Here is a 17437-nt window from a genome sequence, read left to right as displayed (position 1 = left end):
TGACTATGGAAATTAATACACATAATGCAGAAATCTTGCTCAGTGCGGCCAACAAGTCCCACTATCCGCAGGATGAACTGCCAGAGATTGCCCTTGCAGGGCGTTCAAATGTTGGCAAATCTAGCTTTATCAACACCATGTTGAACCGCAAAAATCTGGCCCGTACATCTGGGAAACCTGGAAAAACCCAGCTACTCAACTTCTTTAACATTGATGACAAGATGCGCTTTGTGGATGTACCTGGCTATGGGTACGCCCGCGTTTCCAAAAAGGAACGTGAAAAGTGGGGTCGCATGATTGAGGAGTACCTGACAACTCGGGAAAATCTTCGTGCCGTGGTCAGTCTGGTTGATCTCCGCCATGACCCATCAGCAGATGATGTGCAAATGTACGAATTTCTCAAGTATTATGAGATTCCAGTTATCATCGTTGCGACTAAGGCGGATAAGATTCCTCGCGGTAAGTGGAACAAGCATGAATCAGCAATCAAAAAGAAATTAAACTTTGACCCAAGTGACGACTTTATCCTCTTTTCATCTGTCAGCAAGGCAGGGATGGATCAGGCTTGGGATGCGATATTCGAAAAATTGTGAGGGAAAGAAATGGCAAAAACAATTCATACAGACAAAGCTCCAAAAGCTATCGGACCATATGTTCAAGGGAAAATCGTTGGCAATCTTTTGTTTGCGAGCGGTCAAGTTCCCCTATCTCCTGAAACTGGTGAAATTGTAGGAGATACTATCCAAGAACAGACAGAACAAGTCTTGAAAAACATTGCTGCTATTTTGGCTGAAGCAGGAACAGACTTTGACCATGTTGTCAAAACAACTTGCTTCTTGAGCGATATGAATGACTTTGTTCCTTTTAACGAGGTTTACCAGACTGCCTTTAAAGAGGAATTTCCAGCTCGTTCAGCTGTGGAAGTTGCACGTCTTCCTCGTGATGTAAAAGTCGAAATTGAAGTGATCGCAGAGATTGGATAAGCTAGTTGAAGTTTGGCTCTGCCAAACTTTTTTTGATATAAGGAGAGATAGATGACAAAGAAACAACTTCACCTGGTGATTGTGACAGGGATGAGTGGCGCAGGGAAAACAGTAGCCATTCAGTCCTTCGAGGATTTGGGATATTTCACTATTGACAATATGCCACCAGCCCTCTTGCCAAAGTTTTTGCAGTTGGTTGAGACCAAGGATGATGACCATAAGTTAGCCCTAGTAGTCGATATGCGGAGCCGTTCCTTCTTTTCAGAGATTCAGGCTGTTTTGGATGAATTGGAAAACCAAGACGATTTGGACTTCAAAATCCTCTTTTTAGACGCAGCAGATAAGGAATTGGTGGCACGCTATAAGGAAACTAGAAGAAGTCACCCTCTAGCTGCTGATGGTCGGATTTTAGATGGCATCAAGTTGGAACGCGAACTCCTAGCACCTTTGAAAAACATGAGTCAAAATGTGGTGGATACGACGGAACTCACTCCGCGTGAACTGCGTAAAACCATTGCTGAGCAATTTTCAGACCAAGAACAAGCCCAGTCTTTCCGTATCGAAGTCATGTCTTTTGGATTCAAGTATGGTATCCCAATTGATGCAGATCTAGTCTTTGATGTCCGTTTCTTGCCAAATCCATACTACCTCCCTGAACTTCGTAATCAGACAGGTGAGGATCGAGCAGTTTATGACTATGTGATGAATCATGAAGAGTCTGAAAATTTTTATCAGCACTTACTAGCCTTGATTGAGCCCATTTTGCCAAGTTACAAAAAAGAAGGCAAGTCTGTTTTAACCATTGCAATAGGATGTACAGGTGGACAACACCGTAGTGTTGCCTTTGCAAAACGAATAGCTGAGGACCTTGCTAAAAACTGGCCTGTCAATGAAAGCCATCGTGACAAAGACCGAAGAAAGGAAACGGTAAACCGTTCATGAGAAAACCAAAGATAACGGTGATTGGTGGAGGAACAGGTATCCCCGTCATTTTGAAAAGCTTGCGAGAAAAGGATGTTGATATCGCAGCCATCGTAACGGTAGCTGATGATGGTGGATCTTCTGGTGAACTAAGAAAGAATATCCAACAGCTGACACCACCAGGCGATCTTCGCAATGTTCTGGTAGCCATGTCGGATATGCCTAAATTTTATGAGAAAGTTTTTCAGTACCGCTTCTCAGAAGAGGCTGGAGCTTTTGCGGGTCATCCTCTAGGAAATATCATTATAGCAGGACTTTCTGAAATGCAAGGATCCACTTACAATGCCATGCAGCTGCTAAGTCTCTTTTTCCACACAACAGGAAAAATCTATCCATCAAGCGATCAGCCTCTGACACTGCATGCAGTCTTTAAAGACGGTTCTGAGGTGGCAGGTGAGAGCCACATTGCAGATCATCCAGGCATGATCGACCATGTCTATGTGACCAATACCTTGGATGATGAAACACCCCAAGCCAGCCGTCGAGTGGTCAATACTATTCTCGAGAGTGACATGATTGTCTTGGGGCCTGGTTCCCTCTTTACATCGATTTTGCCAAATATTGTCATTGAGGAGATTGGGCAGGCTCTCTTGGAGACTAAGGCTGAGATCGCCTATGTCTGCAATATCATGACCCAGCGTGGGGAAACAGAGTACTTTTCAGACAGTGACCACGTGGAAGTCCTCCATCGACACTTAGGTCGGCCTTTTATTGATACGGTCTTGGTTAATATCGAAAAGGTACCTAGAGAATACATGGATACCAACCGTTTTGATGAGTATTTGGTTCAGGTAGAGCATGACTTTGCTGGTCTTTGCAAACAGGTTCCTCGTGTGATTTCATCCAACTTCCTTCGTTTGGAAAATGGAGGAGCCTTCCATGATGGCGATTTGATTGTAGATGAATTGATGCGCATTATACAGGTGAGAAAATGAGTTTTACAGTTGCAGTAAAAGAAGAAATTCTTGGTCAACACCATCTCAGTCGTTATGAACTATCGGCCATTATCAAGATGTCTGGTAGCATCGGTCTCTCGACTTCGGGCTTGACCTTGTCTGTTGTGACTGAAAATGCCAAGTTGGCTCGGCACCTTTATGAGTCCTTTCTCCATTTTTATGAGATTAAGTCAGAAATTCGACATCATCAGAGGAGCAATCTTCGTAAGAATCGTGTCTACACGGTCTATACCGATGAGAGGGTGCAGGAGCTTTTGGCTGATTTGCGGCTTGCGGATTCCTTCTTTGGTTTGGAGACAGGCATTGATCCTGATATTTTAGCAGATGAAGAAGCAGGTCGTGCCTACTTATGTGGGGCCTTTCTGGCAAATGGTAGCATCCGAGATCCGGAGTCTGGGAAGTACCAGTTGGAGATCAGTTCCGTTTATCTGGACCACGCCCAAGGACTGGCCTCTCTCCTCCAGCAATTTTTACTGGATGCCAAGGTTATTGAGCGAAAGAAAGGTGCAGTCACCTATCTCCAACGTGCAGAGGATATCATGGATTTCTTGATCGTGATTGGGGCCATGCAGGCGCGTGATAACTTTGAGCGCGTCAAGATTTTGCGTGAAACCCGTAACGATCTTAATCGCGCCAATAACGCTGAAACAGCCAATATTGCTCGGACAGTTTCTGCCAGTATGAAGACTATCAATAATATCAGTAAAATCAAAGATCGAATGGGCTTGGAAAATTTACCAGTGGATTTGCAGGAGGTGGCTCGCTTACGGATCCAGCATCCAGACTACTCTATCCAGCAGTTGGCAGATAGCCTGACAAATCCCATGACCAAAAGCGGTGTCAACCACAGACTCAGAAAAATAAACAAGATTGCTGATGAGTTATAGTGATATAAAACAACCCCTTGAATTATCAATGTTTTCAAGGGGTTTTGTTGTGTTGTAAAATTAAAAAAGGGCAATCTAGGGGCAAAATTAAAAAATAGTATCCAATTTATTGACAAGTTTATCCTCCATATCTTCAGTAGTGTGAGAATAGATCTCCAAAGTCATTTTAGCATTTGAGTGCCCAACTCGCTCCATTATTGATTTTATTGGTAGGCCTGATTCTGCTAAAAATGAAATGTGAGAATGTCTGAAAATATGGCTGGATAAGTTTTTTTCTATTTTTGCCTGTTTTCCATATTTTTTTAATATCTGTATAAAGAAAGCTATTGTTGTAGGTTGGTTCCATCTTTCAAAACGAAAATATAATCTTCACTAGATGAAGGCTGAAACCGTTCGCTAAGTCGCACTATTTGTCTTTGAATTGCTTCTATGACAGTCTCTGATACTTTGATTGTCCGTATTGAGTTCGTAGTTTTTGGGAGTGTCTTGATTTTGCTAACTGAATCATAATTACCTGTAATCTCAATTCTGCTGTTTTGAAAATCTATATTTTTTAGTTGTAAGGCAGTTAACTCACCATATCTCATTCCGGTCAAGGAAAGCACAAGCACCATATCAGCGTACTTTTGATGATATTCTCGACTATTAAGAACATCAACAAGTGCTTTTATTTTTTGCATGGTAAGGAAATTATTACATTTCTTTTCCAGTTCTTCTAAAGTCTTTTGATTTTGAGGAATCGTAGTATAATCCACCTCGTTATTCTCAATATAGGAGTATTGAACGGCGTACTTGAATATACCTCTGAGTCTATGACGTACTTTTTTAGCTGTAATATACCCATTGCCTTCAATAATTTTTTCAATAGCCTTTTGAAGAAAACGCATGTCAAGATTGGCAAGTAAGGTATCAGCTGGTATAACTTGTTTCATTGTCTTATCAACTGACTTACAATTATGTTTTGTGGATTCTTTGACTGTTTACGCCCACGATTTATAGAAAAGGTTATAAATTTTTTCAAAAGTGACACTCTCTACTTGTTTAGTGTTGAGTTTCTTGTTTATTTTTTCTTGAAGAATAAGTGTAGCCCAGTTTTTTGCTTGTGGTGTTTTCTTTTCTATCGTGACTGAGATTTTTTTGATTTCTTAGTATACGGATCCTTGTATCGCCCCAAATATTTAAACTTGCCATTGGGCAATTCTTCCATCCACATTGCTTTTAACCTTACTTTTTGATAAAATGAGTATAAGAAAATGACCTTTTTAATGGTTGTTTCCTATACATAGTTTCCTCACACTCTCCTCGACCAAAATTTGAGCGTGGGGACTTTTTTGTTTGTTATATATTATCATCTATTCTGTCTTGCAAGATAATCAATTTTTCTTTCAAGTCATTTACTCTTGCTAAATTACTATTTATTTCATTTATGTAGTAATTGATTTCATTGTGAATTTTTAAAGCGCTTGTTGGTGCATTTAGGGAGTTGAAATAATTAACTAATTTTTTGCAAAATTTAGCGTATTCACTGTGATATCTGATTTGCATTTGGCACATCATTAGATCAAATTTATTTTTGTTCCACGTTGGGAAATCAATATCAAGATTTGTTGGATATTCTTTAGCTGAGTGTATCTCCCATAGTGACGAATATTTGTCAGCAATAACTCTCCCTTCCTCGGTCAAAAGTGTTTTGCCTTCATCATCATAAAGCAAGGATTCATCTTTGAACTTTCTTGTTATTTTTTCAGCATTTAGATTGTAATCATGAAAAAAATATTTAGGGATCGATATAGTCGATTTTCTCCCATTCTTTGTTTTGCCCCACCAAACCAAGAGCAGTAACTCTCTAAGAGGATATCCCTCTGTAGTTATAAAGTTATCGTTGTATTTTGGAAAATCAAAGCCTCTTCCATACAATTCAGACATATTAGGTCTTGAGTTTAGTATTTTGAAATATTCAGGGCGATAGTAGTCAAATTCTTTAGGTGGAGCCACAGTAACGGAAATCTGTTGTGGCTCTTTTTGTTTTTTACTTCCAAATAAAAAATTAGGGAACTATATACCAGTTTACACCACCAACAACATATTGTATTTATGAGAATATCAAAAAAGACGATTTCCGTTTTGGAAGTCGCCTTTTCAATTTTAATAGTTGTTCCCTTTTGAAGAGTTGTGCTTTTTACATAATAGTTGGCAATTTTCAGGGACAGTTTTTCCACCTAAAGACCACGGTGTAATATGGTCGCCTGCTAGTTCTTTAAGAGCATACTCCCTGTTGTTTCCTTCATCCACACAATAAACGCAGTGATGGCTCTGTTCTTCATATTTTTGCTTGATGGTTTTATCATCAAAAGCTCTAAGTTGGAGATATTTGGAATCTCCGTAAATGATGTACTGATAAATCCCTTTCATTTTAGTTGTGACTTCATCATCATTTACCAACTCTGCAATTTTTTCGTTAATGACAGAAGCACTATTTTTGATGATATTGTTGTCTAACTGTCCTAATTGATACTCTTTGTAGATTGTTCCCCAATCCATCCCTTTCAAACTGTTTTGATAGCTTATAAACTTTCCACGAACCCATTCAATTATGGCAGAAAAATTTTGCCATAATTCAGAAGCATCTGCATCTCCTTGATGCTTCAACATATAATCTTCGATTGTATTTGTACTATCGTCATTATCATTTTGTGAAGCCCATTTAATAGCAGTTTGTAGATACTCTTGTCTATTCCAATTACCATTTAATAGTGGTTCTGCTTTATCGTTATTCGGATTCTCGTCAGCAAGTACAACGCCACGTCCAGTCTTTGTTGAAAATCTTTGTTTAGCATCAGAAAGCCAAGTTCCTGTATAAGCAGAGTTTCTTAATTCTTGCTCATTTAATGGTTCGCCTGCTGTATTGATAACATGAAACCATTTCATTTTTTCGGAAGCAGTTCCTTCACAAACATATATGTCTAACTCATAATCAAGAATTTGTTCTGCTAAGTCAGTTAGGTTCATCTGAAGATTTGGGAAATCTTGTTGTGGAGCACTGGATGGAAACCTGTTTGATTTTACAGAGTAATTCCCCATAACATAATTACAAATAGCTAAAATACGTTGTTGACCATCGAGAACTTCATATTGTCCATTTCCTAAGTCAACCCAGTACATGATACCTAAGGGACATTCGTCTAGAACGGTTTGAATTACAGCTTGTCTCTTATCTTCGTTATATACGCTATTTCTTTGATAAGACGGACGAATATTCAAGTTACCATTATATCCTTTTACAGCGTCTGTTGTTGCGCCATCATCATTATTTGTATAACCACTAGCTAAATCTCGAATAGTAAATGGTTTATTTAGTAAATCTCTTAATCTAGTTACTTTCATAATATTACCTCCTTGTTAATAACCTCTGTCTTCCGCACGACTGATAGGATTTAAATTTCTTATCAAAATACGTTTATATTTCCCCTCTCCGCTAATTACTGGAGCATCATATCGAGAATGAGGGAGTTTATAATCCTCTAACATTCCATCTCCTCCTCTGTCAGTAGTCCATAAAATTTCAAATTCCTTTGGATTAAATTTGTCCATAAAAGTAATGGGAACACCCATAATTCCATCATAATCAATGGGAATATCTTTGACAAATGTAACTTCAATGGCATTATAATTCTCATATTTAGGGTATTTATCTTCAAAACCCTCGTAATATTTATGAGCCTTTGTAAGGTCAAACTTATCTCCAATATGCCATAAGCCATCGTGCCGTTTTTTCAAATCTAGGTTAGTATACCAACATGCCATAATATGTTTTACTTCTCTGCCATCTTCATCCAGTTTTTCATAATCAGCCCCATCTGGAACATACAACCAAAAGTCAGAGTTCATGTTTCGAGCCCCAATCCAGATTTGGTTATTCTTAATTAAAGGAAATACTTCTTTATAGGTAACAGCGTTCTTATTTCCAACAACAATAAACGATTTGTTGTAATTGATTAGTTGGCTAATATACTCCTTAAACAAACTAAACGGAGGGTTAGTTATAACAATATCTGCTTCTTTCAGGTATTTTATGCTGTCCTCGCTTCGGAAATCTCCAGCGGTATACTCATCATCTCCATAAATAGTTACAATATTTCCTGCTTCCATATTGAAATCATCGCCACCATCATAGATTAACGCATAAGAAGGCTCGCTATCCTCTTGAAAATGCGTAGCTATCAGTTTCTTCAAACCTAAGCTGGCAAAGTTATTATGAAAATAACGCCAAAAGTTTGATTGAGTTGGGTCATCGCAATTACAGTAGATAACTTTATCTCTAAAATGCTCCCTGTAATGTCCCATTTCCTCAGCAATATCTTTATAACGAGTATAAAACTCATCGTTTTTGGCTTTTTTAGCGTTGTGGAGTGAGCCAGCCATTATGCCACCTCACTTTCGTAGGGAGCATAAAAGGCTTCCTCACAAAAATGTGAAAAAGCCTGTTTTAGAGCTTGACAAAAAACACGTCTGATTACATAATCAGCGTGAGCTGTGAGCTGTGAGCTGTGAGCTGTGAGCTGTGAGCTGTGAGCTGTGAGCTGTGAGCTGTGAGCTGTGAGCTGTGAGCTGTGAGCTGTGAGCTGTGAGCTGTGAGCTGTGAGCTGTGAGCTGTGAGCTGTGAGCTGTGATTGCGTTCATAATGCTTAATTTCCTTTATTTTTGATACTTCTATTATATCAAAATTCTGGCTTTTTGCATAGTAGAAGTTTACATTTTTGTTGACAATCATTCTTATTTTCGATATAATATAATCAAGAAGTAAGGAGTACCAGTTATGAAGTTTGAGTTTAAATCATTATTTGATTTACAATCTGCTTTTCCAGACGAACAGTCATGTATTGACCATTTAGAAAATATGATTTGGGGCGATGTGATTATCAGCCCTTTTGATGCTACCTCAAAGGTCTACAAATGTAAAGGTAACAAATACCGTTGTAAAAATACTGGAAAATACTTCAATGTCAAGACTGGTACTCTTTTTGATAATACTAAAATTGAACTTCGTAAATGGTTTATGGCAATTTGGCTTGTGACTTCTCACAAAAAAGGAATCTCATCTGTACAATTATCAAAAGATATTGGTGTTACGCAAAAAACAGCTTGGTTCATGCTGGAACGTATCCGTAAGTGTTTTAGTTCTGAAAACAACAATAGTCTTGATGATGTTGTGGAAGTTGATGAAACCTACATAGGTGGTAAAAACAAGAACCGTCATAACTCCAAAAAAAGTCAAAAATGCTCAAGGGCGTTCATTGAAAGACAAATCTGCTGTAGTAGGCATGGTACAACGTCAAGGTAAAGTTAATGCTCATCATGTTCCAGATACAAAGACGAAAACATTGGCTGAACAGATTGTCAAATACGTAAAGGAAACAGCTTAACTTTACACAGATGAATGGCTGGGTTATAATAAAGTGGCTAAGATGTATAATCATGACTTTGTTAATCATGGAATTAGTGAGTATGTGCAAGGTGATGTTTATACCAATACGATTGAAGGCTTTTGGGCTGGATTGAAACGTGGAGTATTAGGAATTTACCATTCGTGGTCTAAGAAATATCTTCAAGACTATGTAGATGAATTTGTTTTTCGTTATAATACTCGTGACTATTCGAATAGTGAGCGTTTTAATCTCCTGATTTCAAATGCCTGTGTTCGAACTAAATACAGGGAGCTGATTTATGGCTACTAATACATTACATGACCTACATTTTGAATTGGAAAGGTCTATCGCTCGTAGAGTTGATAGTAAGCTGATTGGTTATCAGATCAGCCTTTCAGATGGTTTTTACAATAAATACACCAAACTCTGGGATAAGACCTATTCCTTTGATTTTGTTACTGAACATCGCTCTTTTTATACTCAACTAACAAAACGTTGTGTTTATGACGTACTTGGAGATAGTCAAAAGAGAATTGACAGAAAGGCTATTGCCAAACAAATGGCAGAGTTAGAAGCCTTGGTTGATATTGCAGAAAGTAAAGAGGAGTTTCAGAGCTTTTTTGAGAAAAAATACAGTCTCAAATTTCCTGATTTGAACGATTGCATTCATCAGAAGAAAAAAGAGTTATCTGATTTTGACAAAAAACTTTGGATAGCAATGCACTATAACCCTAGAAAAGATGAGGGGGAATAATAATGACAACATGGTACGATTACATGGTGAGAGCTAGTGAACATGCTGGAAGTGACGGTGATTTGTGGTTTCGCTATCTTTATAAGGTCATTAAAGATGAGGAGACTAAACTAACTACTGATGATGTAGAGCAATTGTTGAAAAATCCTACCTTAACACCTTTCCAAAAAATAACCCTTCAAGATGCTTTAACAGAAGGTACACACACAAGAGAACACGTTTTGCAGGCGAACCGTAAAAGTCAGCCAAAAGATATTTTGAAACTCTTTAGAGAGGGTAACTATGGATAAGAAAGTTTTATTTGAGGCTCTCAATACCGAATTAGCTAAGGAAAATATTGACCTAGAAATTATCTGTGTTGGTGGTTTTGTTCTGGAGTATTACAATCTCCGAGGAACACAAGATGTAGATGCCTTTTATCAAGAAGATGCTAAAATCAGAAGCATTATTGAGAAAGTTGGCGATGATTTTGATGTGAATGAGCCTGATGAGTTATGGCTGAACAACAATGTTGCAAATATGAATAAAATACCGCCACTGTCTATCTGTGAGAAGGCATTTAGCTATTCAAATTTGACTGTTTTTGTACCACCATTATCTTACATTCTCGGAATGAAACTAGACAGCGGACGAGATAGAGATAGGCAGGATGCTGGGGAAATTATTAAACTAGTGAAAATTCGTTCTATAAAAGATATTATCAATAAACTCAAAGAATATGGTTTTCAACCAGACCTTTCATTGATATTGGAAGTATTTGAGATAGCCTATGGTATGGAATGGTTGGCAGAATATATGAGTGAACATTATGAAGAATTTAGACATTATTAAAAGACGATTTCCGTTTGGAAGTCGCCTTTTTTGATATTCTCATAAATACAATATGTTGTTGGTGGTGTAAACTGGTATATAGTTCCCAAAAATAAAATATTCCCATTTTAGAAACCTCTCTAATGTTTAACTCTAACTACCTAAAGGCAAGAAATTTCCAACAACTACATGATTTTCTCGCACTTAAAATCTGGCTATGACGAGCGTGGGGATTTTTAATAATTAGCTGAGTTTATATTTTAATTCTTCAACATCAAATACGCATCGACGTAAATTAAAGGTACGCTTTTCTCTTTGTTGCTATTTGTAGTATATTCATAAGAAAGTAGGTACCGCCCATTTACCGATAAATGATCTTTTTCTAAAAATCTTTTTTCTATACGTTTGGTCTCCATGAACAACATATAGAAATTGCCACTAGGCTGTGTAGCCAGTATTTTTTTGTACTTACCTTCTTTAAAAATTTGTACTATTTCCAGATTGTCGATTCTCATTTTTAAAGAGAAGAACTTTTCTGGTTCCCGGAGAACTGTTTTGTAATCATAGATTTTATAGTCATCTGACTTGTAATTGTCTGTTGTGACTTTATCGACTTTGGAAAGTAATTTATCAAAATAGGTTTCCACGCTTATATCCTCATCTGATGAGGATGATTGTGTACTCGGAGCGCTTGATGAGTTTTGTGTTTGATTCGTACAAGCGGTTGAAAGAAAAAGTGTACAAAGCAATACAGACGATATAGAAAATATTTTTTTCATTTGATCCTACTCCCTTTTCAATTCAGCAAAGCCAAATATTCCTTTTTAACCATTGTTTCATCAGCAATGGCTTTTAAATTGTATTTTTCCATAAAGACCAGGTAATTAAATGTAGTGGTATCTTCAGCTATATCTAACTCGGCCTTTATCAGATGATGGCTCATATTTCGGTTAGCTTCAAGCTCACATTTCTCCCTGAAAAGGCGATAAATTTCTGGTGCGTGGTTTTTATGGACTATCTCATGTAAAGCAACTTGTACCCTTTTCTCGTCTGCTGTAGCATCACTCAAAAACATAGTTTGGAAGGCTGGGATATAAAAGGCCTCATTTGGGAATAGACCATCTTCAAAAACCTCTATCTCTATGCTTAGATATAGAGAAAATCCTTTTTCAGTTATAAACAATCCAACCTTTGCTCCCTATAAACTGGTCGAGTGTTTTGGTTGCACTTTTTGTTCTGGGTCAATGTAGTTAATGGCATTGTTGACAGCAGTTGGAGCTTCACCCAGTCCTGTAGCGATTAAATCGATCTTACCTTCATAGTAGCAGCAGTCCCCGATGGCATAGATACCTGCTTGGCTGGATTCTTGCTTGCTGTTGACGATAATCTTGTGACGGTTGAGGTCCAGACCCCAATTTTTGAGATTGCCGACAGATGATTTGAAACCATAGTTGACAAATAGGTGGTCTACTCCGATAGTTTCGGTTTCATCTGATTTGACCTTGCTAATTTCTAGTTTATTGAGTGTTTTTCCATCTCCGAGAAGTTGGCTAGGGACGAACGGTGTCTTGATGGTTACAGATGATTCTTGCAGGGCTTGCACACTGTGTTCCAAGGCGCGGAAGTTATCTCGACGGTGAACAAGGGTAGTTGGGGCAATTTTTTCAAAAGCTAGAGCCCAGTCCACAGCTGAGTCTCCCCCACCAAGGATGGTTACTTTCTTCCCAGCGTATTGTTGGATATTGGAAACATGGTAGTGGATATTTTCATAGTTTTCAACGCCATCTAATTCGAGCGGACGTGGTTTGAAGGCACCACCACCCATGGCAATGATAACTGTTTTAGTCAGGTGGCTACCTTTAGAGGTTGTAATGGCAAAGCCTTCTTCTTGTTTTTCAATCTCAAGAACGGTTTCGTTGAGATGAATAGGAGTATCAAAGCCGTTTAGCTGTTCAATCAAGCGATTGGTCAACTCTTCTCCGGTTAAGTTTGGAAAACCTGGAACATCAAGGATTTGCTTTTCAGGGTAGAGGATGGCTGGTTGACCACCGAGCTGGGGAAGAGAGTCGATGATTTGGACTTTGGCTTGGCGTAGGTGGGCGTAAAAGGCAGCAAAGAGCCCGACAGGACCGCCACCTACAATGGTAATATCATAGAGTTGAGACATGATTTCTCCTTTGTTTTTTCTAGTCAGTTTATTTTATCATATTTTTGATTAATTTAAAATGAGGTAGGATGGGGAAAAAATGGGCAAAAAATGGTATAATGATGAGTAAAGTGTTTTGACAGGGAGGAGGCCAAGGATGAATTTTCAACAATTATCCAATTTACAATACTGGACGAGTTTGTTTTCAAGTCCTTGGAGTATAGTCACCAATCTGATTGATATTCTCATTGTGACTTATATTTTATATCATTTTACTAAAGCTATTGCAGGCACCAAGATTATGATATTGGTGCGGGGAGTCTTAGTTTTTATTCTAGCCCAGATTCTTTCCAATATGATTGGTTTAACGACTATTTCCTGGTTGATCAATCAGATCATCACCTACGGGGTGATTGCAGCGGTGGTTATCTTTTCACCAGAGATTCGGACTGGTTTGGAGCGATTGGGCCGGGCTACTGATTTCTTCTCCAATGCCCCCATTAGTGCGGAAGAGCAGATGGTTCGTGCATTTGTGAAATCAGTTGAATACATGAGTCCTCGTAAGATTGGGGCGCTTGTAGTGGTTCAGAGAGTGAGAACCTTGCAGGAATACATCTCGACAGGGATCCCTTTAGATGCTAAAATTTCGGCTGAATTGCTTATCAATATTTTCATTCCCAATACTCCCTTGCATGATGGTGCTGTCATTATCAAGGAAGACCGAATTGCTGTAACTTCAGCCTATCTACCCTTGACTGAAGATACCGGGATTTCCAAGGAGTTTGGAACGCGTCACAGGGCGGCGATTGGTTTGTCGGAAGTGTCAGATGCTCTTACCTTTGTGGTTTCGGAAGAAACGGGTGGAATCTCCATCACCTATAATGGAGTCTTTAAGCACGATTTGACCTTGGAAGAGTTTGAATCTGAATTGAGAAGAATCTTACTTCCAAAATCAGAGAAAAAGCAAGGTCTGAAAGAGCGCTTGCTAGGAGGATTGAAACATGAGAAAAAATAGTCTATACATCATTTCTTCCTTCTTTTTCGCCTGCATTCTCTTTATCTATGCAACATTGACAAACTATCAGAATAGCAACAGTGCCAGACAGGTGCGGACGGAGACTTATACGAACACAGTTCTTAATGTCCCAATTGATATTCAGTATGACAGTGATCAGTATTTTATCAGTGGTTTTACATCTGAGGTGACGGTCTTTCTAACAGGGTCAAATAGAGTTGCTTTGGCGAGTGAGATGCAGGAAAGTACCCGCAAATTTAAGGTGACGGCTGATCTTTCTGATGCCAGTATAGGAACCATCGAAGTTCCTCTAACCATTGAAAATCTTCCGAGCGGTTTGACGGCTGTTGCGACACCGCAAAAGATAACAGTGAAGGTCGGTAAAAAAGCAAAACGGGACAATGTCATTGTTGTGCCGGAGATTGACCCTAGTCAGATTGATTCTCGCGTGAAAATCGATACCGTTACTGTATCAGATGAAAAAGTAACGGTTATTAGTGATGAGGAAACCCTCTCCAAAGTAGATCGTGTCATTGCCATCTTACCGACGAGTGAACGGATAACTGGAAACTACTCGTCCTCTGTTCCTCTACAAGCAGTCGATAAAAATGGAAATGTCTTACCAAGCGTCATTATGCCATTTGACACAACTATGAAAATTACAACAAAAACAGCAACGTCTAGTTCAAGTAACTCGTCAACAAGTTCTTCAGAAGGCAGTTCGTCTTCAACGAGTTCAGAAACAAAATCAGATTCGTCTAAACAATAATAAATAATAGAAAAGGATGATAAATAAAATGGGTAAATATTTTGGGACCGATGGAGTCCGTGGAGAAGCAAACGTAGAACTGACACCAGAATTGGCTTTTAAACTAGGCCGTTTTGGTGGTTATGTCCTCAGTCAACATGAAACGGAAGCTCCTAAAGTCTTTGTAGGACGCGATACACGTATCTCAGGAGAAATGCTAGAATCTGCCTTGGCGGCAGGTCTCCTCTCTGTAGGGATTCACGTCTACAAACTTGGTGTCCTTGCAACACCAGCAGTAGCTTATTTGGTTAAAACTGAGGGAGCCAGTGCAGGTGTCATGATTTCCGCTAGTCACAACCCAGCCCTTGATAATGGAATTAAATTCTTTGGTGGGGATGGCTTCAAACTTGATGATGAAAAAGAAGCTGAAATCGAAGCCCTGCTAGATGCTACAGAAGACACTCTTCCACGTCCAAGTGCGGAAGGCTTGGGAACATTGGTGGACTATCCAGAAGGTTTGCGTAAGTATGAAGGCTACCTTGTTTCAACTGGAGCTCCTCTTGAGGGAATGAAAGTGGCCTTGGACACAGCAAACGGTGCAGCGTCTACAAGTGCCCGTCAGATTTTCGCTGATCTTGGTGCCCAGTTGACAGTTATCGGTGAGACACCAGATGGTCTTAATATCAACTTGAATGTGGGTTCAACACACCCAGAATCTCTTCAAGAAGTTGTTAAAGAAAGCCAGTCAGCTATTGGTTTGGCCTTTGACGGAGACAGTGACCGCTTGATTGCCGTTGATGAAAATGGCGACATCGTTGATGGTGATAAGATCATGTATATCATCGGGAAATACCTTTCTGAAAAAGGCCAGTTAGCCCAAAATACTATCGTAACAACCGTTATGTCTAACCTTGGTTTCCATAAGGCCTTGGAAAGTGCTGGCATTAACAAGGCAGTGACTGCTGTTGGTGATCGCTATGTCGTTGAAGAAATGAGAAAATCAGGCTACAACCTTGGTGGTGAACAGTCTGGTCACGTTATCTTGATGGATTACAATACGACAGGTGATGGACAGTTAACTGCCGTTCAACTAACAAAAGTTATACGGGAAACAGGTAAAACCTTGTCTCAACTAGCATCAGAAGTGACGATTTACCCACAAAAACTGGTCAATATCCGAGTGGAAAATGCCATGAAAGAAAAAGCCATGGAAGTACCAGCCATTAAGACAATCATCGAAAAGATGGAAGGAGAAATGGCAGGGAACGGTCGTATCCTTGTCCGCCCAAGTGGAACAGAACCTCTCTTGCGAGTTATGGCAGAGGCACCTACAACAGAAGAAGTTAACTACTACGTAGATACGATTGCTACTGTTGTTAAAGATGAGATCGGTATTGACTAAAGCCTAGAAAACTAGATGAAATGATAAAAATGTGGTACAATTGCATAGTAAATTGTAGCAATGGGAGAGAGAAATGAATCTTAAACGAGAACAAGAATTTGTTAGCCAGTATCACTTTGATGCTCGTAACTTTGAATGGGAAAATGAAAATGGGGCTCCTGAAACCAAGGTAGACGTGAATTTCCAGTTGCTCCAATACGACCAGGAAAACCAAGTGACTTCTTTAGTCGTTATCTTGAGTTTCATGATTGTCTTTGATAAATTTGTTATCAGTGGAACGATTTCCCAAGTCAACCATGTGGAAGGCCGTATTGTCAACGAACCAAGCGAATTTAACCAAGAAGAAGTTGAAATCTTGGCACGTCCATGTTTGAACATGCTCAATCGTTTGACGTATGAAGTAACAGAAATCGCCTTGGATCTTCCAGGGATCAATTTGGAGTTTTAGTCATGAAATTAGCTGTCATTACAGATTCTTCAGCCTATTTAGAGGAGAAGACGCTGCAAAGAGAGAATCTTTTTATCCTGGATATTCCTGTCAATATCGATGGAGAGGAGTATGTTGAAGGTGTCAATCTGACAGCTGAGGAATTTTATCAAAAAATGGCTCAGTCTGCAGAATTGCCTAAAACCAGTCAACCAAGTATTGCCAAATTGGATGAGATTCTTAGTTCCTTGAAAGATGAGGGGTATACCCATGTCTTGGGACTCTTTCTTTCGTCAGGAATTTCAGGCTTTTATCAGAACATCCAATACATGTTGGATGAGCATGAAGGTTTGACCATTGCTTTTCCTGACACTCATATTACAAGTGCTCCTCTAGGATTTATGGTAGAGAGTGCCTTTGAATGGGCAGAACAAGGCGATGATTTTGCCCAGATTCAGGAGAAGTTGGGGATTCAAATTGCTGATAATTCAGCCTTTATCATAGTAGATGACCTAGACCACTTGGTTAAGGGAGGACGTCTGTCGAATGGGGCAGCCATCTTAGGGAATCTCCTCAGTATCAAGCCTATCCTTTACTTTAATGACCAAGGTGTGATTGAGGTTTACGAAAAAGTTCGTACAGAAAAGAAGGCAACCAAACGTTTGGTGGAAATCATCAAAGAGTTGACAAAAGATGGAGACTACCGTATTACAGTCATTCATGGGAATGCTTCTCAAAAGGCAGTGGATTTGCGCCAGCTTTTGATGGAGAGTGGTGTGACTGCTGAAATTCCAATTGAAACCTTTGGTAGTGTCATTGGGACCCACCTTGGAGAAGGTAGTATCGCTTTAAGTTATACGCCAATCGTCTAGATTGTTGTTATGGGCAGCTAACGTCCTTTG

21 protein-coding genes and 1 pseudogene are annotated in these 17437 nt (G+C 39.2%); 14 read left to right on the top strand and 8 right to left on the bottom strand.

Going from position 1 to position 17437, the window contains the following annotated elements; genetic code table 11:
* Window positions 1-5 precede the first annotated feature (5 nt).
* The 5 genes from yihA to whiA are packed head-to-tail and all read left to right on the top strand — an operon-like array spanning window position 6 to window position 3807.
* Window positions 6-593 (top strand): ribosome biogenesis GTP-binding protein YihA/YsxC, encoded by a 588-nt coding sequence (gene yihA / locus D8847_RS04670; protein ID WP_125840778.1) that lies wholly within the window; start codon window positions 6-8, stop codon window positions 591-593.
* Between the two features lie 9 nt (window positions 594-602).
* On the top strand, window positions 603-983 hold the full coding sequence (locus tag D8847_RS04665) for a RidA family protein (protein ID WP_125840777.1): 381 nt from the start codon (window positions 603-605) through the stop codon (window positions 981-983).
* Between the two features lie 51 nt (window positions 984-1034).
* Entirely contained in the window at window positions 1035-1925 is an 891-nt protein-coding gene (gene rapZ, locus D8847_RS04660; RefSeq protein WP_125840776.1) for an RNase adapter RapZ, read from the top strand.
* Window positions 1922-2899 carry a YvcK family protein gene (locus D8847_RS04655; RefSeq protein WP_001231060.1) on the top strand — a complete coding sequence of 326 codons (978 nt, stop codon included), beginning with the start codon at window positions 1922-1924 and terminating at the stop codon, window positions 2897-2899. Before rapZ ends, D8847_RS04655 begins: the two co-directional genes overlap by 4 nt.
* Entirely contained in the window at window positions 2896-3807 is a 912-nt protein-coding gene (gene whiA, locus D8847_RS04650) for a DNA-binding protein WhiA (protein ID WP_125840775.1), read from the top strand. Before D8847_RS04655 ends, whiA begins: the two co-directional genes overlap by 4 nt.
* A gap of 87 nt (window positions 3808-3894) precedes the next feature.
* Here the strand turns inward: whiA and D8847_RS10780 are convergent, their stop codons facing one another.
* The 5 genes from D8847_RS10780 to D8847_RS04630 form a co-directional block, all read right to left on the bottom strand.
* On the bottom strand, window positions 3895-4086 hold the full coding sequence (locus D8847_RS10780; RefSeq protein ID WP_260467769.1) for a tyrosine-type recombinase/integrase: 192 nt from the start codon (window positions 4084-4086) through the stop codon (window positions 3895-3897).
* A gap of 44 nt (window positions 4087-4130) precedes the next feature.
* The gene (locus D8847_RS10775) at window positions 4131-4739 is read right to left on the bottom strand and encodes a tyrosine-type recombinase/integrase (RefSeq protein WP_260467766.1); all 609 of its coding nucleotides are present in this window, start codon (window positions 4737-4739) and stop codon (window positions 4131-4133) included.
* A gap of 406 nt (window positions 4740-5145) precedes the next feature.
* The gene (locus tag D8847_RS04640) at window positions 5146-5733 is read right to left on the bottom strand and encodes a hypothetical protein (RefSeq protein ID WP_260467765.1); all 588 of its coding nucleotides are present in this window, start codon (window positions 5731-5733) and stop codon (window positions 5146-5148) included.
* Window positions 5734-5952: 219 nt separating this feature from the next.
* Complete coding sequence (locus tag D8847_RS04635) at window positions 5953-7191, bottom strand: GmrSD restriction endonuclease domain-containing protein (protein WP_125840774.1); 1239 nt, start codon at window positions 7189-7191, stop codon at window positions 5953-5955.
* Window positions 7192-7206: 15 nt separating this feature from the next.
* Complete coding sequence (locus D8847_RS04630) at window positions 7207-8229, bottom strand: adenine-specific methyltransferase EcoRI family protein (RefSeq protein WP_125840773.1); 1023 nt, start codon at window positions 8227-8229, stop codon at window positions 7207-7209.
* A gap of 394 nt (window positions 8230-8623) precedes the next feature.
* Here D8847_RS04630 and D8847_RS04625 point away from each other — a divergent pair.
* From D8847_RS04625 to D8847_RS04610, 4 genes and pseudogenes are all read left to right on the top strand, one after another.
* Window positions 8624-9542 (top strand): annotated as a pseudogene (locus D8847_RS04625) (IS1595 family transposase).
* Complete coding sequence (locus tag D8847_RS04620) at window positions 9532-9987, top strand: hypothetical protein (protein ID WP_125840772.1); 456 nt, start codon at window positions 9532-9534, stop codon at window positions 9985-9987. The pseudogene D8847_RS04625 and the gene D8847_RS04620 overlap by 11 nt, the downstream one beginning before the upstream one ends.
* 2 nt (window positions 9988-9989) lie before the next feature.
* The gene (locus tag D8847_RS04615; RefSeq protein ID WP_020902550.1) at window positions 9990-10277 is read left to right on the top strand and encodes a hypothetical protein; all 288 of its coding nucleotides are present in this window, start codon (window positions 9990-9992) and stop codon (window positions 10275-10277) included.
* Window positions 10270-10818: a DUF6036 family nucleotidyltransferase gene (locus D8847_RS04610; RefSeq protein ID WP_049476728.1), complete on the top strand. Its 549-nt coding sequence runs from the start codon at window positions 10270-10272 to the stop codon at window positions 10816-10818. Before D8847_RS04615 ends, D8847_RS04610 begins: the two co-directional genes overlap by 8 nt.
* A gap of 239 nt (window positions 10819-11057) precedes the next feature.
* On the opposite strand, the gene D8847_RS04605 is transcribed toward D8847_RS04610, so the two are convergent.
* From D8847_RS04605 to D8847_RS04595, 3 genes are read right to left on the bottom strand one after another with little or no spacing between them, the layout of a single operon-like run.
* Entirely contained in the window at window positions 11058-11576 is a 519-nt protein-coding gene (locus D8847_RS04605) for a hypothetical protein (protein WP_084874381.1), read from the bottom strand.
* Window positions 11577-11593: 17 nt separating this feature from the next.
* Window positions 11594-11974: an ImmA/IrrE family metallo-endopeptidase gene (locus D8847_RS04600; protein ID WP_084874452.1), complete on the bottom strand. Its 381-nt coding sequence runs from the start codon at window positions 11972-11974 to the stop codon at window positions 11594-11596.
* 21 nt (window positions 11975-11995) lie between these two features.
* Window positions 11996-12964: an NAD(P)/FAD-dependent oxidoreductase gene (locus D8847_RS04595; protein WP_125840771.1), complete on the bottom strand. Its 969-nt coding sequence runs from the start codon at window positions 12962-12964 to the stop codon at window positions 11996-11998.
* 136 nt (window positions 12965-13100) lie between these two features.
* Between D8847_RS04595 and cdaA the strand changes: the two genes are divergently transcribed.
* From cdaA to D8847_RS04570, 5 genes are all read left to right on the top strand, one after another.
* A complete protein-coding gene (gene cdaA / locus D8847_RS04590; RefSeq protein ID WP_001011078.1) occupies window positions 13101-13958 on the top strand; it encodes a diadenylate cyclase CdaA in 858 nt (285 codons plus the stop codon).
* Window positions 13945-14727 carry a YbbR-like domain-containing protein gene (locus D8847_RS04585; RefSeq protein WP_125840770.1) on the top strand — a complete coding sequence of 261 codons (783 nt, stop codon included), beginning with the start codon at window positions 13945-13947 and terminating at the stop codon, window positions 14725-14727. The genes cdaA and D8847_RS04585 overlap by 14 nt, the downstream gene beginning before the upstream one ends.
* A 28-nt stretch (window positions 14728-14755) precedes the next feature.
* Window positions 14756-16108 (top strand): phosphoglucosamine mutase, encoded by a 1353-nt coding sequence (glmM, locus tag D8847_RS04580; RefSeq protein ID WP_125840797.1) that lies wholly within the window; start codon window positions 14756-14758, stop codon window positions 16106-16108.
* 73 nt (window positions 16109-16181) lie between these two features.
* Entirely contained in the window at window positions 16182-16556 is a 375-nt protein-coding gene (locus D8847_RS04575) for a DUF1149 family protein (protein WP_084933486.1), read from the top strand.
* A 2-nt stretch (window positions 16557-16558) separates the two neighbouring features.
* Window positions 16559-17407: a DegV family protein gene (locus D8847_RS04570; RefSeq protein ID WP_125840769.1), complete on the top strand. Its 849-nt coding sequence runs from the start codon at window positions 16559-16561 to the stop codon at window positions 17405-17407.
* Window positions 17408-17437 lie beyond the last annotated feature (30 nt).

Origin of the sequence: Streptococcus mitis, assembly GCF_003942795.1 — a bacterium.
GTDB classification, from domain to species: domain Bacteria; phylum Bacillota; class Bacilli; order Lactobacillales; family Streptococcaceae; genus Streptococcus; species Streptococcus mitis_BJ.
Note: the sequence above shows the minus strand (reverse complement) of the source record. Positions and strands in the feature narration are given on the sequence as shown.